Origin of the sequence: Aquimarina intermedia (genome assembly GCF_008124785.1) — a bacterium.
In the GTDB taxonomy this organism is placed as follows: Bacteria; Bacteroidota; Bacteroidia; order Flavobacteriales; family Flavobacteriaceae; genus Aquimarina; species Aquimarina intermedia.
Map to the genome: position 1 here is coordinate 20279 of NZ_VNHU01000013.1, position 23979 is coordinate 44257.

A 23979-nucleotide genomic window follows, 5' to 3' on the forward strand; every position below is an offset into this window, starting at 1 on the left:
ATCAACCACCAATGAAAGTTAACAAAGTTTATCTTTTACTCATTACCATCTGCCTTCATAGTTCGCTATACGCACAATATCATAAGCGAGATAATCCTTGGGTTTTAGGAGCTGGTATAAATATAATCGATGATTCTGGAACGGGACTAAGTGGTAAATTTAATTTTAGTGAAAATTATAATTACAGTGCTCCACTTTCTGTTTCTATCGAAAAGCGATATCACGACGATTATGGTATCTCTCTAATGTTAAGTCATAATAGTTTTTTGGCAGGAAAACGTGTCAATGCACAAATACTTGACGAAGAAAGAACATTTTATGCTGTAGACGCGAATTTCAAATATTATATTACGAATAATTGGTTATATACTTACCGAGCCATGTACGAAGGTTACTTAACTACAGGGGCCGGAATTAGCGTCTTTGATGGCAAAAGAGCAACTATCGTTAACGCCGGTCTTGGTGTTAACATTTATCTTTCTGAGCGTATGCGCTTAAATCTTCAGGGTTTAGCCAAATTTTATCCCGGATCACAGAATTTATTAGCCAGTAACTATCTTCAATACAATATTGGTCTAATTTTTCGACTAACAGATGGTAAGGTATGTCAATGTTAGAAGCAATTACGCAAAAACCTTAACCAATAACTCTTTTAAAATATCACCTTGCGATAAACTTACAGCACCTACTCCTTTACTTTTAACATCTGCATCTCTCAGTAGGTTAATTATACTACTGACTTTTTTCATAGGAAAATTATGAGCCGCCTCAGTGTAATCTTTTACGAAATATGGATTTATTTTTAGGGCTGAAGCAACGCCTCTTGGAGACTTATCTGATAATCCATGATATTGCAAAACCTGAGAAAAGAAACTATATAATAAAGAGATTGTTACTACTAACGGATTATCCTTAGGATTTTGTGAGAAATAATTAATAATTCTATACGCCTTTAAAACATTTCTCGAACCTATTGCTTTACGTAATTCAAAATTATTAAAATCTTTACTTATCCCTATATTTTGTTCGATATGATCAGGTGTGATTTGAGAACCTTTGGGAAGTATCAGTTTAAGCTTATCCAGTTCATTACTTATTTTTCCTAGATCAGTACCAAGAAACTCCACCAACATTTGAGAAGCCTTAGGATCAATAACATATTTTGCTCCCGCCAATACTTTTTTTATCCAATCAGCTACTTGATTTTCATATAACTTCTTACTTTCAAAAATAATTCCCGATTTGGCAACTGTTTTGTAAAGCTTCTTTCTTTTATCAATTTTCTTGTACTTATAACAAATAACCAACACCGTAGTAGGTTGTGGATTTTCGGCATAGGTAGCTAATTTTTCGATCGTTCTCGACAAATCTTGAGCTTCTTTTACGATAACGACTTGTCGATCTGCCATCATAGGATACCGCTTTGCATTGGAAACAATATCCTCAACCGTTACATCGCGACCATATAACACCATCTGATTAAAACCTTTCTCCTCTTCGGCCAGCACATTGGTATCAATATATTCTGAAATTCTATCAATATAATAAGGCTCCTCACCCATTAAAAAATAAATAGGCTTGATTGCACCTTTTTTAATATCACTAACAATTTTCTTTACTTCTTCCATTCAGAAAAATTCCTCAAATTTGTGATATGGTTTCTTTAAACTTTCCGACATATCAATTTCGATTCAAAAATAGCGAAAATAAAATTTCCATTTTTGACAGAATCCGTAAAAAATTTGTCACCCTTACCCCCGAAGAATGGGTAAGACAACATACAGTAGCATACTTAATCCATGAAAAAAAATATCCTCAAAGCCTGATTAATGTAGAAAAATTGATTTTGCTAAATGGAAGAAGAAAACGTTATGATATTGTGGTCTTTAATTCTGATGGCAGTATTCATTTGATTGTGGAATGTAAAGCGAATTCTATTCCAATTACTCAAAGCGTTTTTGATCAAATCGCACAATACAACCTGGAACTGAATGCAAATTATTTAATGATTACCAATGGATTGCATCATTTTTATTGTCAAATGAGATATAACGAGCAAACGTATCATTTTTTAAACGATATACCAGAATACAGTAACGTTTGACGAATTGTTTAGCATAAAGTACTTCTGATTATTATAACTTACTGGTTTAGTATCATTTAGATATATTAGTTAGTTGTGACCTTTCCTTTATATTTGTTTTAAATTTATAACCACACAATCTTGACCACTACATCACCCGAATCGATACGTACCCTTACAACTGCAGTAGTTATTCTCAACTGGAACGGTGTACACCTTTTGGAGAAATTTTTACCTTCAGTATACAAACATTCTCCGCAAGCATCCATCTATGTTGCTGATAACGCCTCGACTGACAATTCAATACCATTTTTGGAGCAACATTATTCAGACATTAAAATCATTCGAAACACTGAAAATGGTGGCTACGCTAAAGGATACAATGATGCGCTACAACATATTGATGCCGATATTTATTGTTTATTAAATAGTGATGTCGAAGTTACCGAGAATTGGTTAGTGCCCATAATAGAAAGATTTCAACAGAATTCGAAGGTAGCTGCCATACAACCAAAAATTCTGGATTATAAACGAAAAAACTATTTTGAGTACGCAGGAGCTGCCGGCGGATATATTGATCAATTGGGGTATCCTTATTGTCGAGGACGTATTTTTGATACAATTGAAGAAGACATCGGGCAATATGATGATGCAGTTGAAATTTTTTGGGCTAGCGGAGCTTGTTTATTTGTCCGCAAGCATATTTTTGAAGATGTTGGTAAATTGGACGAAGCTTTCTTTGCTCATCAAGAAGAGATTGATCTATGCTGGCGTATTAAAAATCATGGTTATAGCATTTTTTACGAAGGTAAATCTCACGTATACCATCTTGGAGGTGCTACACTAAGTAGTATGAATCCTAAAAAAACCTATCTCAATTTCAGAAACAGTCTGTTTAATCTCGTCAAAAATTGTAGCGGCTCCAAGGTTATTTTAGTATTATTTATTAGGATGCTTCTGGACGGCTTGGCAGCTATTCAATTTGTAATATCAGGAAAAATACAGCATGCTGTTGCAATACTTAAAGCGCACTTCAACTTTTACTTAAATTTCAACACCTTTAGAAAAAAAAGAAAAAATTTCCCCATCCAAAAGAAATATTTTACCGTTTCCTCCGTTGTATGGCAGTACTTTATTTTAAAACATAAATATTATAACCAATTATAACCATTTATATCTGCTCTTTACATAAATTATTGTTAATGCCTAACGTTTGGAGGACAATTTTAATAATTTTGAGCTTTATAACAGGTTTAAGACTAAAACAAATTTTCTAATGAAAAAAGCAATGATTATTGGGGCTTCAATGGCAGTACTTCTTTCTTCTTGTGTCTCGCAAAAGAAATATGCTGAAATGGAAGCTAAACAAAAAGAAACTCAGGATTTACTGAATACAGCTACCGTTAAACTAAATAGCTGTTTAGAAGAAAAAGCAAGTGCTTCTTCTGAACTTAAAATTCTTCAGGATCAAGTAGGTAATCTTAAAAATACGAATGCTGCATTGTTAAATAATGTTGGCAATTTAGCTACCCTATCTACAAAAGAAGCTGAGAACTTAGAGCGTTCTTTAGAAAGTATCAAGGAAAAAGATCTACAGATCAAAACCATGAATGATGCTATTAACAAGAAAGATTCTGTAACGCTTGCATTGGTTACTAGTTTAAAAGGAGCTCTTGGTAACTTAAATGACGAGGATATCGAAATCAACGTTGAAAAAGGAGTAGTATATGTTTCAATTTCTGACAAACTTCTCTTCAGAAGCGGAAGTTATAATGTATCCGAGAAAGCTAAAAACGTATTAGGTAAGGTTGCTAAAGTAGTTAATGATAAGCCGGATATCGAGTTCTTAGTAGAAGGACACACAGATAATGTGCCGATCAAGAACAAAGTACTTTTAGATAACTGGGATTTAAGTGTTAAGAGAGCTACCTCTGTAGTTCGTGTTTTACAAAACGAATTCAAAGTTGATCCTAAGCGCATGACTGCTGCTGGTAGAAGTTATTATGTACCGGTTGCAGATAACTCAAGTGCAGAAAACAGAGCTGCAAACAGAAGAACAAGAATTGTTGTACTTCCTAAGTTAGATCAATTCTACAATATGATTGAAGATGGTATGAAAAAAGCTTCTCAGGGAGGTAACTAATTCTAACCACATCACTTTTTATAAAACTGCTAAGATTTCTCTTAGCAGTTTTTTTTGTTATTAACCTTACTTGATAATAGTTATAATTTTACATCCGATAATGATCCTAATCAGAACGTGGCAGATTTAATATAAAATCAATACTTGTTAAATTTATTAACATATATTTGCTGCTTCAAAAATTTTAACCAAATCTAAAAAAGATTACCAATGAAAAATTTATTACTCTTCGGAGTTCTGATTTTTGGCTCGATCGCAGCAAATGCACAATCTTATATCGGATTTTTATCCGATAATTATAGTGGTGTAAATAGTGTAATTGTGAATCCGGCTAATATTGCAGACTCTCGTTTTAAAACTGATATTAATTTAGTTGGCGTAAGTGCCTTTTTAGGTAATGACTACTACTCTGTAAAATTAGACAACGTTTTTGATAGCGAATTTGATTTTGACGATGATGGCAAGAAATCTCCTAGTGATAACAACAATATTATGGGTAATGTTGATATATTGGGACCATCCTTTATGTTTAATCTAAACTCAAAAAGTTCGATTGCTGTATTTTCCAGAGCTCGTGTTTTTTATAATGTAAATGAGGTGAATGGTAAAACCTACGAAAGTATTGAAGATGGTTTTGACAACAATGCTGATTTTAACATCAACGAAAAGGATGTTTTTCTTACCGGAAATGCCTGGGCAGAAGTTGGCGTGTCATATGCACGTATACTTATGAACAAAGAGCAACAATTCTTAAAAGGAGGTCTTTCGGTTAAGTATATGCAAGGATTAGGAAATGCCTACGCCAGTGGTAGAGACGTAACTATAGATTACGACGCGGACGGAAGCGGAACTACGGGTAGTATTGCAACCACAGGTGAAGTAACGTACGGGTACTCTAGTAATGTCGAAGATGATTTTGATGAATTCGAAGTTTTAAGTGGCGCAAATGGTGTTGCGTTTGATTTAGGTTTTGTATACGAATGGAGACCTGACCATGCAAGTTATATGGTCACCGACAGTAAAGGAAATACGTATGCTCCCAAAGACATTAATAAGTATAAAGTAAAATTTGGTTTATCCGTTACTGATTTGGGTGCACTTAAGTATGATGATGCCACTGAAGAGATCTATGATATTACCAATACGGTTAATGAGGATGATTTTGATAACGTTGATGGTTTTCAAGACAAGCTTCAACGATTTTATACACGAACTAGTGTTAAAAATGTTACCAAAGCAATTTTACCAACTGCGCTACATCTAACAGCAGATTGGAATATTAATAATCACTTTTACATGAACTTAAACTCTGATCTTTCTTTAACTTCAAAAAACAAGGAAAATACGAGTCGTGTAGCTAATAGCCTGTCATTAACACCAAGATTCGAGAGTAAATGGTTTAGTTTCTACTCACCTATTAGTATGATGCAGCACAGTGGCTTTCAATGGGGAGCTGGTTTAAGAGCCGGACCTCTCTATGTTGGATCCGGATCGATTCTCTCGTTATTAATTTCTGACGAATCACAAGCTGCCGATATGTATGTAGGGTTAAAAATTCCTGTATACCAAGGTCGATTAAAAGACAAAGATGGTGATGGTGTTTTAGACAAAGTTGATGACTGTCCAGAAGTTGCTGGTCCGGAAGAGAACTTTGGATGTCCATGGCCCGATACCGATGGTGACACCGTACTTGACAAGGATGACTCCTGTGTTGATGTAGCTGGTCCCGTAGAAAATAAGGGATGTCCTTGGCCAGATACTGACGGAGATTCTTTACTTGACAAAGATGATACGTGTCCGGAAGTAGCTGGACCGGTTGAAAATGGTGGATGTCCTTGGCCTGATACTGATGGAGATTCAGTTTTAGACAAAGACGACAATTGTCCAACTATCGCAGGTACTGTTGCAAATGACGGATGTCCTGAAGTTACAGATGAGGTTCAAAAGACATTAAATGAGTACGCTAAAACAATATTGTTTGACTCAGGTAAATCATCTATCAAATCAGAATCTAATCAGGTTCTAAGTGATATCATCGGTATTTTAAAAGAATATGCGACAGCTAAATTTACGGTAGAAGGTCATACAGACAGCGCAGGTAGTGCTAAACTAAATCAACGTTTGTCTGATGCCAGAGCTAATGCGGTTAAAAACTATCTAGTTGAAAACGGAATTGATCAATTTAGATTATCAGCGATTGGTTATGGTGAGGATCGCCCTATTGCTACGAATAAAACCAGAGCAGGTAGAGCACAAAACAGACGTGTAGAGATTAATTTGGTAAAAGAATAAACTCACATACCAAAAATAGTAAAGAAAAAAGCGCCCGATAAAGGCGCTTTTTTCTTTTTTAAAAAATATCGGTACTCCCCTTGCCTTCTCTCACTAACATTGGATCTCCTTCCGTCAAATCAATAATGGTTGAAGGTATATTATCGCCGTATCCACCATCAATTACAATGTCTACTAATTTATCCCATTTCTCAAGAATAAGTTCAGGATCGGTGGTATATTCTATTACTTCATCTTCATCTCGTATTGAAGTGGAAACAATAGGATTGCCCAACGCCTCAACAAGTGCAAGACTAATCGCGTTGTTAGGCACACGAATACCAACTGTTTTCTTTTTTTTGAAAACCGTCGGCAAATTATTATTCCCAGGAAGTATAAACGTATACGGACCGGGTAATGTTCGCTTTAATAACTTAAAGGTGCTATTATCAATTTGCTTAACATAATCAGATAAGTTACTTAGATCTTTGCATATAAAAGAGAAGTTCGCCTTTTCGAGCTTTACATTTTTAATTCTTGCTATACGCTCCAGCGCTCTTGTATTGGTTATATCACAACCCAAACCGTACACTGTATCCGTTGGGTAAATAACTAAACCTCCCGCCTTAAGAACTTCTACGACTTTGTGAATCTCTTTAGGGTTCGGATTATCTTCGTAAATACGTATTAATTTTGCCATGAGTTTTAATTTCTACATTAAAGATACTTGTATTCATTAAAACCTGGTAAATTTTAAAGTTTTATTAATACTTGATCAACCTAAGAAATGTTTTTGGACATCAAAAGCTTACGGATGATATACTGGGTAATCAATTCGGCGTAGTGATGTTTTCTATAAAATTCATGCCGCTCACCGGGATACTCAATACGTTGATTGACGAACTTTTTTTGCCAGTGACTATTCGGCATGTTCGCATCCAGACCTCCATAAAACAATGAGACATCACAATTTAGAGGGCCTTGCTCTTTTCGTAAACGTGTGGATGAAACTGCGTACAGGTTTCGGAGTTGCAAGCCCTGCAATACAGCTTTCCATGCGATGGTTCCGCCGATACTAAACGCAAGAACATACTCTGTATCCATTGTTCTCAACTCGTTAACTGCTTTAGCAATACCTTTGGTTATAAATTGATCGTGTAATAGGTCTATTTGGCTAACAGAAAGATCGATACCTCCCAGAAGACGAACGTCGAGTAGCTGTATTTGGAAATAAGGTTCAAGAAAATCACGATACCCTTCAATCCAAGAATCAGTAACAATACCCCAAATATCTGAGAGTATAATCAGTTTTGGTTTTAATCTGCTCATCTTATACCTTAGCCATTATCCCATATATCCAAGTCATAGCTTTACTTTCTATTCGTTTTGAGGGATGCGAAGAGATCTACACTGAAAAATTGACCGTTCTTAATTTCACTATCAACCATTGTTCCTTCATAATTGAAGTTCAGTTTTTGCAATGCTCGCTTACATTTCATATTTTCAGAATCTACAAATCCTTCTATTCTATGAAGTTGCAATACATCAAAAGCATAATTCAAAATCAATGGCATCGCCTCTCCCATAATACCTTGCCCCCAATATTCTTTTAAGAGCCACAAACCTACTTCGGCTTTTTTATGTTCCTGAGAAAGGTCATTTAGTCCCCCAGCTCCCAAAAATTTTCGAGTGGTAGTGTCACAAATCGCCCACCAGATTCCTTTATTTTGATCTTTAAGGTTTTTAAACCATATCATCTGCTCTTTAGTAGCCTGTAAAGTTTCAAAATGTACACCGTAATGCTCAATAACGTCAGGATGGGATAAACCAAGGAATACATTTTGAAGATCATCGGATACTATCTCTCGTAAAAAAATTCTATCTATTTTCATAAGTATCTAATTTTAAAAAGCAAAAATTAAAGTACTTTCAATTTTGCAAAGCGAAGCAAGAGATTCTTTATTCCTCCGTTTTCAAAGTTTATTTCGGCTTTACGATCCTGACCTACTCCTTCTATTTTCAAAATTTTTCCTTTTCCAAAGCGCATATGTTCCACCTCGGTACCCGGACCAAAATTCTCATCAAATATAGACGTATCATTAGTAGATGCCGAGTTTCCTGCAGGTCGTAGCTTTCTTAATTTACGCAATTGTTCTTCACTCGGCTTATGCGCTGGTGGTGGCGATCCGGAAATTGGTTTCTTCAACCGTAACTTACTCTTATCTACTTCTCCAAAAATATCATTATCTACTAAGGGTTTATAACGATACGTGTCTATTGGCGTGATATATTCTATGAATTTATCGTCAATTTCTTCAATAAAACGACTTGGTTCTGCATCCACTAGTTTACCCCAACGGTAACGTGATTGTGTATAGGTCAAATAGGCCTGTTTTTCTGCTCTTGTAAGTGCTACATAAAACAAACGCCGTTCTTCCTCCAGTTCACTACGCGTATTCATACTCATTCCTGATGGAAAAAGGTCTTCTTCCATACCAACGATATACACATACGGAAATTCAAGACCTTTTGCCAGATGTATCGTCATTAATGCCACCCGATCATCATCTCCCGTATCCTGATCCAAATCAGTAGCCAATGCTACGTCTTCCAGAAACTCAGCTAAGGAACCCGAGCTATCAGCTAACTCTTTTTGACCTTCAACAAAATCTCTGATTCCATTGAGTAATTCTTCAATATTTTCAATGCGAGCAATTCCCTCGGGAGTACCATCTTTCTTTAATTCTTGAAGTAACCCGGTTTGTTTTGCAACTGTTTCTGCCAAGACAAATGCATCAGCGGTTTGATTTGTTACCTGAAAACTTCTAATCATATTCATGAAGTTTTCTAAACGCGTCTTAGTACCACTGTTAATTTTTAAATTAATACGATCTAGATGTTCTATTACTTCAAAAATACTACGTTCGTAGTGGTTGGCAGCTACAATTAATTTATCAACCGTTGTTTGTCCGATTCCCCTCGCCGGATAATTAATGATTCTCTTTAAAGCTTCTTCATCTTTAGGATTAATTATTAATCGCAAATAAGCTAGTACATCCTTAATTTCTTTTCTTTGATAAAATGATAAACCTCCATATATTCGATACGGTATATCACGTTTTCTTAAGGCATCCTCCATAGCACGGGATTGTGCATTGGTACGATATAAAATAGCAAATTGCCCATTACCAAGTTGATGTTCCATTCTATTTTCAAATATAGAACTTGCGACAAATCGTCCTTCATCTCCATCAGTAAGTAAACGATTCACCAAAATTTTAGGTCCCGGATCATTCGCTGTCCAAACTATTTTATCAAGCTTCGTTTTGTTTTTATCTATAATTGAATTGGCTGCTTGTACTATATTATTTGTCGAGCGATAATTTTGCTCTAAACGATATTGCTGCACGTTATCATAATCCTTCTGGAAATTGAGGATATTATTGATATTCGCTCCGCGAAATGCATAAATACTCTGCGCATCATCTCCTACAACGCAAATATTTTGAAATTTATCTGATAGTGCTCTTACAATAAGATATTGTGAATGGTTTGTATCTTGGTACTCATCAACGAGAATATATCTAAACCTGTTTTGATATTTTGCCAGTACCTCCGGAAAACGATTCAGCAACTCATTCGTTTTTAATAATAAGTCATCAAAATCCATAGCTCCTGCTTTAAAACAGCGTTCTACGTATTTTTCATAAATCTCTCCAAGTCTAGGGCGTTTTGCCATTGCATCGGCCTCTACCAATTCTGCATTCTGAAAATATGCTTTTACTGTAATTAAGCTATTCTTATACGAAGAGATTCTGGAGTACACTTGTTTGTACTTGTAAATATCCTTATCCAATCCCATCTCCTTTATGATAGAAGCAATAAGTCGTTGTGAATCTTGTGTATCGTATATGGTGAAGTTTGAAGGGTAGCCCAGCTTATCGGCTTCAAATCGTAATATTTTGGCAAAAATGGAATGAAAAGTTCCCATCCATAGATTCTTAGCTTCACTGGGTCCCACGATATCTGCTATACGCTTTTTCATCTCGCGTGCAGCTTTGTTGGTAAAGGTTAGCGATAATATATTAAACGCATCAACACCCAAATGCATCAAGTAAGCAATTCTATAGGTTAAAACTCGTGTTTTACCAGAGCCAGCTCCAGCAATAACGATCATAGGACCGTCTTTTTGTAATACCGGGGCACGTTGAGCATCATTTAACTCAGCAATATATTCTTCCAAACCGTCATCAATTTTTATCGTTCGAAATTTAAGGAAACCCGAGAACTTATTAAATGATTTTCACAACTAATTTCTAAAATCAAAATCTTGTTCGCGTGTTGAAAAACAAGGATAATCCTACAAATTTAAGTATGTTTTTTCTTACTTATCAACAAATTTATCTACACAAAAAGACGATAAAAAACATATTATTAAGATAAAATACATTATCTTGTACAGAGCTTATGTAGTTTTAAAGACTAAAAGCCCCAACAAATACTAACCTAATTATATACTTTATGACCCCAAATCAACCCGTTTCAATAGTAGAGAAAGAACAAATCAAATTTTTAAAGTTTCCTAAAGAAGAAGTTTTAAAAAAGCGCAAAGATCAAATTGATCGAATTCTAGATTTACAACGTGCACTCTCCTTAGGGAATCTAGAGCATCAAAAAGTCAAAATTCTATTTATGGATGATCAAGGATCAAAAAAAGTTGAAACTACCATTTGGGGAATTACAGATAAAGCTGTTATTCTCAAAGAATCTACAGTGATCCCGATGGAACGGATTTTAAAAATCGCTTAAATTCAGCTTGCCAATTTGAATTTGACTCCCCTATCTATTTATTTAGATGGTGGGAGTTTTGGTTTAACATTCAACTTCAACAAAATCAACCAAAACAACTATTATAATGTTACACACTAGAGCCCTGAAAACGAGCTGACTCATATCAAAACCAATTTTAAATTTTTTCAGGATACTTATTTTAGATACCTTTAGAATTCAAAATTGAAAAAAATTGAAAAAACTAACATTCCTATTACTAACAATAGGCCTCTCTGCTTCGGGATATGCCCAACAAAAAGCACACAAAGGTTCTGTGATAAAAAATTACGGCGAAACGTTTACGGTCGACGCCCCAACTTTCAAAACGCCTATAAATGCACCTTATAAAGTTGTATTTGATATCGGCAAATCCTATTCGAGTGATAAAATGAATCCGCTTTTTAATACGGCTGCAAGATTTGTTAATATGCACGCCGAAGCCGGGGTTCCACTAAATCAAATTCAAGTGGCACTTGTCATTCATGGATCTGCTGCTTTTGATGTACTTAATGACAAAGAGTATCAGTTAAAATTTGGACGTACAAATCCAAACACCGAGTTGCTTTCTGTCTTAAAGCAAAACAATGTACGATTGATACTTTGTGGTCAAACTGCGGCGCATAAAAACCTCAAACCATCCCAACTGTCTCCTGATATCCAATTGGCATTATCAGCAATGACAGCCCTTGTGCAATTACAAAATAATGATTACAGACTCATAAATTTTTAATACTATGAACCTACGTGTTCTCACTACCCTTACGCTATTTGCTCTTTGCATAGTTGCAAGTAACGCTCAACAAATAGATCCAGAAATAAAATCTATGGCAGAAGCTATAGAAAAAAAAGTCATTGACTGGAGAAGAGATTTTCATCAAAATCCCGAATTATCTAATCGAGAATTTAAAACCGCAGAAAAAATTGCAATCCATCTCAAAGCCTTAGGGATTGAAGTTACCGAAAATGTAGCTAAAACCGGAGTTGTGGGTCTTCTCAAAGGTTCTCAACCGGGTAAAACAGTGGCCCTTAGAGCGGATATCGATGCATTACCTGTAGAAGAACGTACAGATGTTCCGTTTAAATCCAATGTAAAAACGACATTTCTCGATACAGAAGTTGGTGTAAGTCATGCTTGCGGACATGATACGCATACGGCTATTTTGATGGGAGTTGCCGAGATATTAAGCGCTCATAAAGATAAGATTAAAGGAACGGTCAAATTTATTTTTCAACCTGCAGAAGAAGGTCCGCCACCTGGAGAAGAGGGAGGTGCAAAGCTGATGATCAAGGAAGGTGTCCTTAAAAATCCCGATGTAGATGCAATTTTTGGTCTTCATATTAACTCCGGTACTCCCGTAGGTATGTTACGATACAAGGTTGGAGGTACTATGGCAGCTGTGGAACGCTTTGTTATTAATGTAAAAGGTAAACAAACACATGGCTCTGCTCCATGGACGGGTGTAGATCCTATTTTAATTTCTGCTAAAATTATAGACGGCCTTCAAACCATCATAAGTCGTGAAGCACCATTAGTCGATGAAGCTGCTGTGATAACCGTCGGAAAGATAACGAGCGGTGTACGCTTTAATATCATTCCCGAGACCGCAGAATTAATCGGTACTGTACGCACCTTAGATTATAATATGAGAGATCTGATTATAAAGCGAATGAATGAAATGGTGCCGGCTATTGCCAAAACTTACGGTGGCGAAGCGACCATTACTTTTCAAAATAACACCTCGATTACGTATAATGACCCGGAACTGGTGAAGCAAATGCTTCCTACTTTAGAAGCTGTAGCCGGAAAAGCAAATGTTGTTACATCCAAAGCAACTACAGGAGGTGAAGATTTTTCTTATTTTCAGGAAAAAGTACCCGGATTTTATTTTTTCTTGGGCGGCAAATCCGCTGATACTAAAATTGCTCCTTCTCATCATACTCCAGAATTTTATATTGACGAAAAGGGATTACTCCTTGGAGTAAAAACAATGTCGCAATTGGCTTTAGATTATCTAAACGCTGAATAAATCAATAGTATGAATGATTTTTTAAAGTTGCTTGCAGTAATACCTTGGTGGGGATGGGTGCTGTTATGTGTTATTTTACTCGCAATACGAGATGTGTTTTTTAATAAAAAACATACAATCACGCATAACTTTCCTGTGGTGGGCCATTTTAGATATATGCTTGAGAGCATAGGTCCGGAACTTAGACAATACATCGTTGCAAATAACAGAGAGGAGCTGCCTTTCAATCGAATAGAACGTGGTTGGATATACGCCTCTGCCAAAAACCAGAACAATTATGAGGGTTTCGGTACGGATCGAGATATTTATGAATCGCAATATATTTTTATTAATAATGCGATGATTCCTTACAAAGTTCCAAAAGACCATCCTAATGAAAAAGACCCTTACTTTTTGCCTTGTGCAAAAGTTATGGGAAGTTTCAATAACCGCAGAAAACCCTACAGACCGGCATCCATTATCAATGTGTCTGCCATGAGTTTTGGTTCTCTCTCTGCCAAGGCTGTAGAGTCTCTAAACAAAGGATGTAAAAAATCTTTTGCATACCATAATACGGGTGAAGGTGGTTTATCGCCATATCACAAAAATGGAGCGGATGTAGTTTTTCATTTTGGAACCGGATATTTTGGAGTGCGTGATGATAACGGTAATTTCTCTATGGAGAAAATGAAACAGCTCGTTCAAGATAACCCGCAGATTCGTGCTATTGAGATCAAACTTTCGCAGGGAGCCAAACCTGGAAAAGGCGGTGTCTTACCTGCCTCAAAAATCACAAAAGAAATTTCTGAAATTCGTAATGTACCCCTTAATAAGGATGTGCTCTCTCCGCCAAACCATTCCGCATTTAACAGTATTCCTGAGTTAGTTGACTTTATCGAGCAAATTGCTGAAGCTACTGGCCTACCCGTAGGTATCAAAGCCGCAATAGGTAAAATTGATCAATGGAAAGAACTTGCTACCCTGATGAAAAAAACTGACAAAGGTCCAGACTTTATTACCATAGATGGTGGTGAAGGAGGTACCGGTGCAGCTCCGCCAAGTTTCGCTGATCATGTAGCACTGCCTTTTGTTTATGGATTTAGTGATTTTTATCGATTATTTAAAGATTTTGAACTTACTGATCGTATTGTTTTTATTGCCAGCGGAAAATTAGGTTTTCCGGCCAAAGCCATGATGGCGTTTGCAATGGGCGCAGATTGCATCAATGTAGCAAGAGAAGCTATGTTAAGCATAGGCTGTATTCAAGCAAAAGTTTGTCATAATAATTCATGCCCGACAGGTATTGCGACTCAAAATAAATGGATGCAAGCCGGAATCAATATTGAAGATAAAGCTGAACGTGTAAGTTTTTATTTCAAAAACTTTAAGAAAGAAGTTCTAGAGATTACACATGCTTGTGGATATAGACATCCATGTGAAATGACCATGGATGATGTCGACATAAATTTGGGTGACAAAAGCTTAACACAACCGTTGGCCAATACGTACGGCTATAATAAAGTTAAGGTCCCCTTTGATACTATACAAAGCATGAGAGATTGTCCGCACTTGGGTGGAGAGTATAATGAACTCAATGCCACGGCCCTTCTAAATCAAAAAGAAATTCGTTATTAACAAACCCCTTATTTTAATTTTATGAATACTACTGTATTAGACATTCTGCTTACCATTCTTCCTTCACTTATAGTTGGATTGGTAGCCATCTATTTTTTTAATCAACATTTTAGAAATGAAGACCGTCGTCGTAAATATCAGATCTATAAGGAAAATCAAAATCAATCCTTACCCGTAAAATTACAAGCATATGAACGCATGGTTTTATTCTTGGAACGGATTTCTCCTAACCAACTTTTGACCAGAATTTCACCGATAGATCAAAATAAAAAGGGATATGAAATGATGCTGATTGGTACCATCGAACAGGAATTTGAGCATAACCTGAGTCAGCAAATTTACATAACCGCAGACTGCTGGGACATTATTAAGGCTGCCAAAAACGGAACGATCGCTACCATTAGAAAAAATACGATGAATGAGGAGATTGAGACTTCTGATCAATTAAGAGAAAAATTACTTACCAGTTTACTACAAAAAGACGCTCCAAGTGATGCCGCAATAGCCTTTGTTAAGAAAGAAGTTAGCGAGTTGATCTAAAAACTCTCAACTTTATACACAAGGTTGTCTAAAAATATATTTTAAACTAAATGTCACATTGAGCGGAGTCGAAATGTATTGATGATTATGTATGATCAGCTCTTGACTCCGCTCGAGTTGACAGAAGAATTACCTTTTTAGAAATCCTTTTGTCTTCCGCTCTTTTACCCTGCCATATCAATATCCTTCAGCTCGTTATCATCTGCCCGTTCATTTTTCTTTCTGGCATATTCATATCCTTGCTTCCACCAACTTTTCATTAATTTCTTATTAAAAATTAACGAGTTTTCTGTCAGTTTTGAGGGTGTATAATATAAATTAAGCGGAACCTTTTTGTTGATTGCCGCCAGTTTTCCCACCACAGTATCGTGACCTTCTACTTGATCAAGCATAAAACTAAACAAATTTACCATGAGTGAGAACGGATTTTTACCCAGTATTTTGCGGTATTCCATATTTTCTGATTCCAGAATGATCGCATCGACCTCTGTTGCACCTCTTCGTATTGCTTCGCGAATTGGTACCATACAACCAAAGCCTCCATCTGCATATTCACACCCATTTTTTGTAACCAGACTCATAAAGGGTACATAGTTGCACGAAATCCAAATCCAATCACAAAAGTCCTCGTACGAATAATCTTTAATTGATTTATATTCCGTTTTGTTTAAGGTAAGATTAGAAACAGTCACAACAACATCCTCTGCCCTACGCCTTGCCAAGCGATAATCTGCTTTAGTAAAATTGCGTCGAATTGCACGTCTCAAGTTTTTACTCTCGCCAAAGGTTCGTTTCTTTTTTACAAACTGTAGAAATGAAGCGAAAAAATTTATAGAAACAAACTCGCGATCTCCTTTATGTCTTACCACAAAAGGATTTATATTAAAAATTGTACTTTGATTTACATTGGTATAAATATCGTAGGTCTTATCAATATTACCTAAAGCTAATTGAGGAATCAATAAACTGCCGGTCGATGTGCCAAGAAACAGGTCGTACTTTTTACCTTTTTGTTGCATTAAGTACTGTGCTACTCCGCCGGCGTAGGCGCCTTTACTTCCTCCTCCGGAAATAACTAATGCTCGCATAGTTTTATTTATGGGGTTAACTTTTTTGCCAAATAATCTTTCTGATCCTCTGACAAATTATTCCTTAAAACTACATATTTCTTTTGATATTTGGGATTTTGAAGCAGTTTATCCAATATTTCTCGACATTGGTTTCTAAAACGCCAGTTATAATGTACAGCTCCATCTACCAAGTTTAACAAAGCCTCATCAGAAAAAAATTGTAAGCTTTCAAGATACATGAAGGCATTCTCTCGCGTACTAAAATGGTGCTTTGAAGAAGTATACCCTGATAATTCCTGATAATAATTTGCGTGATTTGACGGATTATAATTGGGAGTGTTTAATGCCAGGACTAACCAAAGAATTCTAACATTCTTATCATTGAAACCAATGATATCTTTCGTTTGCTGCAAATACACCGATCGTTTTTCGGGATAATTTGACCATAAATAGTAAAGTGCTGCCTCTATGGTAGCATAAGACTCATCTGTCAACAGGGTTTCATACTGTTTTTGCAGATCCGGTGTAATTTTACTGAGCGTTGTTGCAATCGCCTGTCTTACCAACAAATTATTCGTCTCAAAAGCTTTATTATACATAGCCAATGCTTCCTGAGAAGTCTGTCCCTCTAATTGATACGTAGCCTCTTGTGCTAAATACTCATTAATGGGAAATTCTAATACTTCAGCCAGACGTCCCCATTTCCCAGCCAGAGGTTGGGTACGTTCCTGAGCTAAACTCAAATACGCTTTGATAAAGTTTGACTGCGTCAAGATCTCTAATGCTTCGCGCGCTGGAAAACGTACATTCTCCAACCATTTGTTTTTGAATACATCAAGCTTCATTTTACTAACCCGTTCTGCTACTTTTAGAAAGTTAGCTGTTGTAACATTTTTAAACTGATATTCTTTAAGATACTCCCGTATCGTCGTTTTGAAATGATCTTCGCCGATTAGATTTCGCAAAGCGTGTAGAGACCATGCGCCACGCTGATAAAAAGTAAGGGAGCTTGCTTTTGGGTCTAGCAAGGCTGTAGCCTGATCTTTTTTGGAGAGCGCAATTAATTGTTCGGCACTCTCATACAATTTGAATTCAAAATAGTCATCGCCAAAAATTTCACGTTCAGCTAACAGTGCATAATAGGTGGCAAAACCTTCTTGTAACCAGTGATGCGTCCCCTCAGTCGCTGTTACCAAATTACCAAACCATTGGTGAGCAAGCTCATGGGCATTGACACTAATATAATTACGATCCTGGTAAGCTATAGAGTCCACCACAAATGCATCAGAAAAAATAGTAGTGCCTGTATTTTCCATTCCGGCATAGAGAAAATCCTTTACCGGTATTTGTTTATAATTCTGCCACGGATAAGGAATTCCAATTTCTTTTTCTAAAAAGTTGAACATGCGTTTACTATGGCGATAAGTGGGTTCAACTTTTGCTGAATCCTCTGGATAATAATACAGTGTTAACGGAATCCCGCTTTGTGTCGTTTTCTCTATTTTATTGTACGATCCGATGGCGAATGCGACCAAATAACTACTCATCGGCTTTTTCATGTCATATTTCCACGACTGAATAGAATCATTGACCAACTTTTTCTCAATCAACTTTCCGTTGGCAAGCACCTCAGCTTCTTTGTTATAATTTAAGGTAAGGTCAAAAATTACTTTCTCTTGCATATCGTCAAAACTTGGTAACCAATGCGATGTATATTTGCCTTGTCCTTGTGTCCAGATTTGATTTCTTCCTTGATAGTCTTTTACAAAATACACTGCTTTCTTTGGGATTGCAGTGTAATTGATAACAATCGTATGTGTAGTATTTGGTTTCAAATTTGTTGACAAACTTATAACAGCATTGTCATAGGTATATGATATTTTTTTTCCGTCAAGCGAAAGGGCTTCCAATTGCATTGCACGCGCATCGATACGAATAGTTTGTGCAGCCTCAAGTGTTTTAAAAGTATACTCAACTGTTCCTGCAACACTTTTTTCTTCAGCATCAATTAAAATATTAGCATCAGCAGTTAAAAAATCTACGGATTGTGCAGCTACTGTGAGACTAAAAGCCATGCAAATATAGGATACAATAAATTTCATAATCGGGTGTATTCAAATAGGTTGCCAAAATAACGATTTTATCGCGGTTATGTGACAAGATTGACTTTGATCTGTTTCGCAATAAATAGTATCTTCGTCCTTATGAATCCTAACATCTTACAAACTCCTATTGACTATCTCAAGGGCGTAGGACCCAATCGCGCTGCCTTATTAAGGTCAGAGCTCGGGATTCATGCATATCAGGATTTGGTAAATCTCTTTCCTAACCGATACATTGATAAAACGCGCTATTATAAAATAAACGAGTTGCAGCGAAGTGGTGCTGAGATGCAAATTATAGGTAAACTGATGCATCTTAAAACAGTTGAGCAGAAACGAGGTAAGCGTTTGGTTGCTAAGTTCATTGATGATACCGGCGAAATGGAATTGGTGTGGTTTCGTGGACATAAATGGATCAGAGAGAATTTAAAACTTAACGTGCCTTATGTAATATTTGGAAAGGTAAATTATTACAATGGGTTTAGCATGCCGCACCCTGAGATGGAATTACTAAGCGAACATGAAAAAAACCTAAAAATTGCAATGCAGCCGATTTATCCTTCTACAGAGAAACTCTCAAACAAAGGAATAACGAATCGGGTGATTAGTAAAATGATGCAACAGGTGTTTATTGAAACCAAAGTTCGATTTTATGATACGTTGTCTACCGATATCTTGGAATCATTAAAACTGATCAGCAAAAGTGAAGCGGTTTTGAATATTCATTTTCCAAAAAATCAGGAACTGCTGGCCAAAGCACAATTTCGTTTAAAATTTGAGGAGCTTTTTTACATACAATTACAACTCATAACCAAAAACCTCATCAGGAAACAAAAGGTAAAAGGGTATCCGTTCACCGAGGTAGGAGAACATTTTAATTCTTTTTATAGCAATCATCTCCCCTTTGACCTCACCAATGCCCAAAAACGTGTGATTAAAGAGATTAGAAATGACATGGGTAGCAGTGCGCAAATGAATCGTTTGTTACAGGGAGATGTAGGTTCTGGTAAGACCATCGTCGGACTTATGGCAATGCTCTTAGCTATTGACAATGGTTTTCAGGCCTGTTTGATGGCTCCCACTGCGATTCTTGCTAATCAGCATTACCAAGGCATTCAAGAGCTGGTGCAAGAGCTACCGATTACAGTCAAACTATTAATGGGTAGTACTAAAACCAAAGAACGACGCGTATTACATGAAGAACTTGAAGCCGGCACATTAAATATACTCATAGGCACCCATGCCATTCTTGAAGATAAAGTAATATTTAAAAATCTCGGATTGGCGATCATTGACGAGCAACATCGTTTTGGGGTGGCACAACGATCAAAATTGTGGCATAAAAACAAGTATCCTCCTCATGTTTTGGTTATGACAGCCACCCCAATACCGCGAACGCTAGCCATGAGTCTATACGGAGATTTGGATATCTCGGTGATTGATGAACTACCTCCGGGACGTAAAGCAATTAAAACCGTACACCGATTTGATAGCAACCGCTTAAAAGTATTTAAATTTATTGAGGACGAAATTGAAAAGGGCCGACAGATTTATATTGTCTATCCCCTAATTCAGGAATCAGAAGCTATGGATTATAAAGATTTGATGGATGGATATGAGAGTATTGCCAGATCTTTTTCCCAGCCCAAGTATCAAATCTCAATTGTTCATGGTCAAATGAAGCCTGCCGATAAGGATTATGAGATGGATCGCTTTGTAAAAGGCGAAACCCAGATTATGGTGGCTACCACAGTGATCGAAGTGGGTGTCAATGTGCCTAATGCAAGTGTTATGATTATAGAGAGTGCAGAGCGTTTTGGTTTATCACAGCTCCACCAATTGAGAGGTCGTGTGGGACGTGGAGCAGAACAGAGTTTTTGTATTCTTATGACCAGTCATAAATTATCAGAAGACAGTAAAACCCGATTAGAAACGATGGTACGTACCAATGACGGTTTTGAAATCGCCGAGGTGGATTTAAAACTTCGCGGACCGGGAGATATTATGGGAACACAGCAAAGCGGAGTATTGAATCTTAAAATTGCTGATATTGTTAAAGATAACGATATTTTGAAGTTAGCGCGATCCTATGCACTCAAAATATTGAAAGAAGATCCAAGCCTTGGAATGGAGAAACATAAAGTGCTTTTATACACCTATCAACAAATGGCGAAGCACAAAAACATCTGGAATTATATTTCTTAGCACGGGATCGACATAGACACTTAATTTTCTATAAAATTCGATTTCCCTTCTACATTCTTTCTTTGGTTTGAGAGCTTTCTTTAACTGAAAAAAAAGAGCTAACAATCTAAAAAAATAGTATCTTTCTTATATGAACAGTCATTATAATATCATTATTGTTGGAGCTGGCGGTATTGCTGAAGCGGCGGGGCTACTCCTAGCTGAATGGAGCACGGTGTCCCCTACCATTTTTATAGGAAACAGAACGCTTGCTAAAGCTGAAAAAGTAGCACAATGGATACAGGAAGGCACTGCAAAATCATGTACTGTGAATGCTTTTCATCTTTCTTCAACCCTTACTGATGAGATGAAAGAGGTTTTTACTACCGGTGATATTATTCTTGACTGCCTCCCGGGAAGTATGGCGCCGACAATAGCTCGTTTTGCCAAGGACTTTGAGCTACATTATGCGAATCTTACTGAGTATGTGGATGAAACTAATGAAATCATCGATTTAGCAAAAGATGCGAAAACCGGTTTTATTCTTCAAACGGGTTTGGCTCCGGGTTACATCGATATCTTAGCGAATATGTTATTTCAAGAATTTTGTAAGGATTTTGAAGTGGATAAGGTTGAAAAGTTAGAATTCAAAGTTGGGGCCCTTACAGACCATGCGGTGGCTCCGCATTATTATGGTTTTACCTGGAGTCCGGTTGGCGTAGCTACCGAGTATCTGAAAAGCGCTCTGGTCTTAAGGGATTATAAAAAGACAGAACTACCTTCATTATCAGAAAGAGCTCGTATCATTGTTGATGGGATTACGTATGAAGAAGATTTAACCTCGGGTGGCGCAGCTGATTTGCCAGATGCCTTAGGTGGTAAAGTGCGTTGGTTAGACTATAAAACCTTACGACATCCCGGTCATTATGCGTGGGTGGAAAAACTATTAATTGGCACAGAAAACACCGAAGATGCTATTGAAACTTTACAGTATGAGATGGAGCGTGTCATCCCTCATATTGAAAATGATCACATCATTTTGTATGCTGCTGTCGAGGGAAAAGATAAAAAAGGAAAACTGCATCGAAGAGAAGTTGCAAAGAAAATTTTACCCCTTAAAGTTGGAAAACATACCCTGAAAGCTATCCAAACTACTACTGCCGTACCTTTACTACAAGCGGCTCAATTATTACTTCAATCCTCAAATAAAGGCGTGTTATTACAAAGTGAAATTGATCCTATTCCTTTTTTAAATGGAAATTTTGTAGCAGCTGTTTATGGAGAAGTGGTGACATAATCCTATATTTCAGTAACACTCAATATACCCATTGCATAAGTATATAAAAGTCCGACAATCATAGCCAGACCAAAACTTAATAAGGTCCCAATCAAAACGTACTCGGTAAGTTTACGGTCTTTGGCTTTTGACAGGTCTCCGAATCTAAAAACTGATTTGGCGGTTATCAAAAATCCGATAGCTGCCCATTGACCTAATGCGATAAAAGCAAAAACAAATAATCTTTCCAGAATACCGATATATTTGCCTGCTTTTTCAAGTGAGTCTTTAGCATGATCTTCGTTAAGGTTCCAAGTACTCATTAGTAGCTTCATTATAACAGATGAAATAGAAGTAACCGCGATGATTGCTAAGACTAGATATAAAATTTCAATTGAATACACCCTACTCAGATCTATGGAAAAAGGTTGATACCAATAGACGATACCTGCAATAACAAGTAAATGTGCAAGCTGATCCAATAGAAAAAGTAATTTAAAATTCACTTTTTTATCAAGATTTAATTTGATCAGATCAATCAAAAAATGACTAAATACGATGATAAGAATTGCCAGTAGATAACGCCTATCAAACGATAGCATACAAAGTAAAGTTACTGCATGTACTAGTGTGTGTAGATACAAAAACAACGACGCCTGCTTTTTTTCCTTTTTATCCGCTACCCATGTATCCGGCTGCAGAACAAAATCTCCAAGCACATGAGCAATTATTAATTTCAATACAAGCAACATCATAGAGTAGCAATTAGGTTTTGATAGTAATTGTTTAGATGCATTATTTCATCATAGCCACCACGTTTTAGTGCTTCGCTGATACTACTCTGGGATTTTTCTAAGAGTGTTGCAAGCTCCTTTTGTGTTTTCTTTGGATGCTCGATTGTGGCTGTAATAACCTCGGCTACAGTACTACTCCATGTATTTGCAGTGAGCAAGGCCAGACTCAGCATAAGATTGAGCGTCTGATCATTATGGGCATCATTAGAATTTATAGCGAGGGTTTGTTTACCTAAAGCTTCAAAGGCCTCACCTGAGTTTACATACGCAGGCCCATTAGATTCGGTGATGCGTTGTGCCCTATGGGTCTCTGCACCCAGCCCGATAGCAATGCGTACATCTAGCTTTTTATTTTGTTTCATTACTGCTTTTATGTGAAGGGCAGCTTTTAAAGCATCCTGTGGCATGGTTACTAATTGAAAACTATCTCCTCTAAATAGTTCCCACTGGGTTGGTGTATTACCATAGGTTGTTAGCACCGCTTTCAGTTTTTGTAACCACTTGGGTGTATCGCTTTCTCTTGAATTAATAATATCACCTGTTAAAACAGCAACCATTCTCATGTATTTGATTCAAATATATCGTTTTAAAAGACGATATCCAAATAAATCGGCTTTAAAGCCGATAAATTAATAAATCGGATAGAGAGCCGATACTTTAATGTAATTAGGCAATTATTGAATCCGGCACCTCTTATACATCATAACAATGAATTTTACAAAGGATATTTATTTACGCTCTTTATATCAAACATCATAAAAAATCATTTGACTCAAATATTAAAGTTAAAACAACCAACTCAAAAGTTTTCTGTAGTTTAGTGGATACTTTAAATCACTCAACCCGAAATGAGTAGCTTAAAATTTTTTAAACTACCTTTTGGAAGTAAAAAATAGTTTCGAGGGTGATTATGTTATGTAATGTTGTTGTACTACATTGAAAATAAAAAATAATTGAGTTATGAATTTTTTGGAATACTTTAAAAAATACTATTTCTGGAAAACCAAGAAGTGCAACGGAGTTTGTCCAAAAATTTATTAGAGAC

The 23979-nt window shown here is 36.5% G+C and carries 21 protein-coding genes; 12 read left to right on the plus strand and 9 right to left on the minus strand.

Annotated features, from left to right (window positions below; genetic code table 11):
- The first annotated feature begins 11 nt into the window (after positions 1 to 11).
- Positions 12 to 617 carry a porin family protein gene (locus BD809_RS14620; protein ID WP_148783729.1) on the plus strand — a complete coding sequence of 202 codons (606 nt, stop codon included), beginning with the start codon at positions 12 to 14 and terminating at the stop codon, positions 615 to 617.
- Positions 618 to 623: 6 nt separating this feature from the next.
- On the opposite strand, the gene holA is transcribed toward BD809_RS14620, so the two are convergent.
- Positions 624 to 1628, minus strand: a complete 1005-nt coding sequence (holA, locus tag BD809_RS14625) for a DNA polymerase III subunit delta (RefSeq protein WP_148783730.1) — start codon at positions 1626 to 1628, stop codon at positions 624 to 626.
- Between the two features lie 26 nt (positions 1629 to 1654).
- On the opposite strand from holA, the gene BD809_RS14630 reads away from it, so the two are divergent.
- From BD809_RS14630 to BD809_RS14645, 4 genes are all read left to right on the plus strand, one after another.
- Positions 1655 to 2104 (plus strand): type I restriction enzyme HsdR N-terminal domain-containing protein, encoded by a 450-nt coding sequence (locus BD809_RS14630; RefSeq protein WP_148783731.1) that lies wholly within the window; start codon positions 1655 to 1657, stop codon positions 2102 to 2104.
- Positions 2105 to 2224: 120 nt separating this feature from the next.
- Entirely contained in the window at positions 2225 to 3250 is a 1026-nt protein-coding gene (locus BD809_RS14635; RefSeq protein WP_246131556.1) for a glycosyltransferase family 2 protein, read from the plus strand.
- 109 nt (positions 3251 to 3359) lie between these two features.
- Complete coding sequence (locus BD809_RS14640; RefSeq protein WP_148783732.1) at positions 3360 to 4226, plus strand: OmpA/MotB family protein; 867 nt, start codon at positions 3360 to 3362, stop codon at positions 4224 to 4226.
- Between the two features lie 210 nt (positions 4227 to 4436).
- Positions 4437 to 6518 carry a DUF5723 family protein gene (locus BD809_RS14645; protein ID WP_148783733.1) on the plus strand — a complete coding sequence of 694 codons (2082 nt, stop codon included), beginning with the start codon at positions 4437 to 4439 and terminating at the stop codon, positions 6516 to 6518.
- 58 nt (positions 6519 to 6576) lie between these two features.
- Here BD809_RS14645 and BD809_RS14650 read toward each other — a convergent pair whose 3' ends face one another.
- From BD809_RS14650 to BD809_RS14665, 4 genes are all read right to left on the minus strand, one after another.
- Positions 6577 to 7197 (minus strand): L-threonylcarbamoyladenylate synthase, encoded by a 621-nt coding sequence (locus BD809_RS14650; protein ID WP_148783734.1) that lies wholly within the window; start codon positions 7195 to 7197, stop codon positions 6577 to 6579.
- 80 nt (positions 7198 to 7277) lie between these two features.
- A complete protein-coding gene (locus BD809_RS14655) occupies positions 7278 to 7826 on the minus strand; it encodes a hypothetical protein (protein ID WP_148783735.1) in 549 nt (182 codons plus the stop codon).
- A gap of 41 nt (positions 7827 to 7867) precedes the next feature.
- Positions 7868 to 8389: a GNAT family N-acetyltransferase gene (locus tag BD809_RS14660; RefSeq protein ID WP_148783736.1), complete on the minus strand. Its 522-nt coding sequence runs from the start codon at positions 8387 to 8389 to the stop codon at positions 7868 to 7870.
- Between the two features lie 26 nt (positions 8390 to 8415).
- Entirely contained in the window at positions 8416 to 10740 is a 2325-nt protein-coding gene (locus BD809_RS14665; RefSeq protein WP_148783737.1) for an ATP-dependent helicase, read from the minus strand.
- A gap of 278 nt (positions 10741 to 11018) precedes the next feature.
- On the opposite strand from BD809_RS14665, the gene BD809_RS14670 reads away from it, so the two are divergent.
- The 5 genes from BD809_RS14670 (at position 11019) to BD809_RS14690 (ending at position 15508) form a co-directional block, all read left to right on the plus strand.
- Positions 11019 to 11306 carry a hypothetical protein gene (locus BD809_RS14670; protein WP_148783738.1) on the plus strand — a complete coding sequence of 96 codons (288 nt, stop codon included), beginning with the start codon at positions 11019 to 11021 and terminating at the stop codon, positions 11304 to 11306.
- 214 nt (positions 11307 to 11520) lie between these two features.
- Positions 11521 to 12057: a DsrE family protein gene (locus BD809_RS14675; RefSeq protein WP_148783739.1), complete on the plus strand. Its 537-nt coding sequence runs from the start codon at positions 11521 to 11523 to the stop codon at positions 12055 to 12057.
- 4 nt (positions 12058 to 12061) lie between these two features.
- Positions 12062 to 13354 carry an amidohydrolase gene (locus BD809_RS14680; RefSeq protein WP_148783740.1) on the plus strand — a complete coding sequence of 431 codons (1293 nt, stop codon included), beginning with the start codon at positions 12062 to 12064 and terminating at the stop codon, positions 13352 to 13354.
- 9 nt (positions 13355 to 13363) lie between these two features.
- Positions 13364 to 14968 carry an FMN-binding glutamate synthase family protein gene (locus BD809_RS14685; protein WP_148783741.1) on the plus strand — a complete coding sequence of 535 codons (1605 nt, stop codon included), beginning with the start codon at positions 13364 to 13366 and terminating at the stop codon, positions 14966 to 14968.
- A gap of 21 nt (positions 14969 to 14989) precedes the next feature.
- Positions 14990 to 15508 carry a DUF7935 family protein gene (locus BD809_RS14690; protein ID WP_148783742.1) on the plus strand — a complete coding sequence of 173 codons (519 nt, stop codon included), beginning with the start codon at positions 14990 to 14992 and terminating at the stop codon, positions 15506 to 15508.
- A 164-nt stretch (positions 15509 to 15672) separates the two neighbouring features.
- Here the strand turns inward: BD809_RS14690 and BD809_RS14695 are convergent, their stop codons facing one another.
- Both BD809_RS14695 and BD809_RS14700 read right to left on the minus strand, forming a co-directional pair.
- Complete coding sequence (locus BD809_RS14695) at positions 15673 to 16596, minus strand: patatin-like phospholipase family protein (RefSeq protein WP_148783743.1); 924 nt, start codon at positions 16594 to 16596, stop codon at positions 15673 to 15675.
- Positions 16597 to 16604: 8 nt separating this feature from the next.
- Positions 16605 to 18680, minus strand: coding sequence for a M1 family metallopeptidase (locus BD809_RS14700; protein WP_246131558.1), 2076 nt, complete (start codon positions 18678 to 18680; stop codon positions 16605 to 16607).
- A gap of 102 nt (positions 18681 to 18782) precedes the next feature.
- Between BD809_RS14700 and recG the strand changes: the two genes are divergently transcribed.
- A complete protein-coding gene (recG, locus tag BD809_RS14705) occupies positions 18783 to 20885 on the plus strand; it encodes an ATP-dependent DNA helicase RecG (protein WP_148783744.1) in 2103 nt (700 codons plus the stop codon).
- Between the two features lie 130 nt (positions 20886 to 21015).
- On the plus strand, positions 21016 to 22161 hold the full coding sequence (locus BD809_RS14710; RefSeq protein WP_148783745.1) for a saccharopine dehydrogenase family protein: 1146 nt from the start codon (positions 21016 to 21018) through the stop codon (positions 22159 to 22161).
- A gap of 2 nt (positions 22162 to 22163) precedes the next feature.
- On the opposite strand, the gene BD809_RS14715 is transcribed toward BD809_RS14710, so the two are convergent.
- Both BD809_RS14715 and BD809_RS14720 read right to left on the minus strand, forming a co-directional pair.
- A complete protein-coding gene (locus tag BD809_RS14715) occupies positions 22164 to 22895 on the minus strand; it encodes a DUF3307 domain-containing protein (protein ID WP_148783746.1) in 732 nt (243 codons plus the stop codon).
- The gene (locus tag BD809_RS14720) at positions 22892 to 23491 is read right to left on the minus strand and encodes a SatD family protein (RefSeq protein ID WP_148783747.1); all 600 of its coding nucleotides are present in this window, start codon (positions 23489 to 23491) and stop codon (positions 22892 to 22894) included. The genes BD809_RS14715 and BD809_RS14720 overlap by 4 nt, the downstream gene beginning before the upstream one ends.
- Positions 23492 to 23979 lie beyond the last annotated feature (488 nt).

Excerpts from the sequence above, each read along its gene's own strand:
- BD809_RS14720 (WP_148783747.1), bottom strand. The coding sequence starts at position 23,491 with ATGGTTGCTGTTTTAACAGGTGATATTATTAATTCAAGAGAAAGCGAT.
- BD809_RS14690 (WP_148783742.1), top strand. The coding sequence starts at position 14,990 with ATGAATACTACTGTATTAGACATTCTGCTTACCATTCTTCCTTCACTT.
- BD809_RS14620 (WP_148783729.1), top strand. The coding sequence starts at position 12 with ATGAAAGTTAACAAAGTTTATCTTTTACTCATTACCATCTGCCTTCAT.
- holA (WP_148783730.1), bottom strand. The coding sequence starts at position 1,628 with ATGGAAGAAGTAAAGAAAATTGTTAGTGATATTAAAAAAGGTGCAATC.
- BD809_RS14685 (WP_148783741.1), top strand. The coding sequence starts at position 13,364 with ATGAATGATTTTTTAAAGTTGCTTGCAGTAATACCTTGGTGGGGATGG.
- BD809_RS14710 (WP_148783745.1), top strand. The coding sequence starts at position 21,016 with ATGAACAGTCATTATAATATCATTATTGTTGGAGCTGGCGGTATTGCT.
- BD809_RS14655 (WP_148783735.1), bottom strand. The coding sequence starts at position 7,826 with ATGAGCAGATTAAAACCAAAACTGATTATACTCTCAGATATTTGGGGT.
- BD809_RS14700 (WP_246131558.1), bottom strand. The coding sequence starts at position 18,680 with ATGAAATTTATTGTATCCTATATTTGCATGGCTTTTAGTCTCACAGTA.
- BD809_RS14715 (WP_148783746.1), bottom strand. The coding sequence starts at position 22,895 with ATGATGTTGCTTGTATTGAAATTAATAATTGCTCATGTGCTTGGAGAT.
- BD809_RS14680 (WP_148783740.1), top strand. The coding sequence starts at position 12,062 with ATGAACCTACGTGTTCTCACTACCCTTACGCTATTTGCTCTTTGCATA.
- BD809_RS14640 (WP_148783732.1), top strand. The coding sequence starts at position 3,360 with ATGAAAAAAGCAATGATTATTGGGGCTTCAATGGCAGTACTTCTTTCT.
- BD809_RS14660 (WP_148783736.1), bottom strand. The coding sequence starts at position 8,389 with ATGAAAATAGATAGAATTTTTTTACGAGAGATAGTATCCGATGATCTT.
- BD809_RS14670 (WP_148783738.1), top strand. The coding sequence starts at position 11,019 with ATGACCCCAAATCAACCCGTTTCAATAGTAGAGAAAGAACAAATCAAA.
- BD809_RS14645 (WP_148783733.1), top strand. The coding sequence starts at position 4,437 with ATGAAAAATTTATTACTCTTCGGAGTTCTGATTTTTGGCTCGATCGCA.
- BD809_RS14630 (WP_148783731.1), top strand. The coding sequence starts at position 1,655 with ATGGTTTCTTTAAACTTTCCGACATATCAATTTCGATTCAAAAATAGC.
- BD809_RS14695 (WP_148783743.1), bottom strand. The coding sequence starts at position 16,596 with ATGCGAGCATTAGTTATTTCCGGAGGAGGAAGTAAAGGCGCCTACGCC.
- BD809_RS14650 (WP_148783734.1), bottom strand. The coding sequence starts at position 7,197 with ATGGCAAAATTAATACGTATTTACGAAGATAATCCGAACCCTAAAGAG.
- recG (WP_148783744.1), top strand. The coding sequence starts at position 18,783 with ATGAATCCTAACATCTTACAAACTCCTATTGACTATCTCAAGGGCGTA.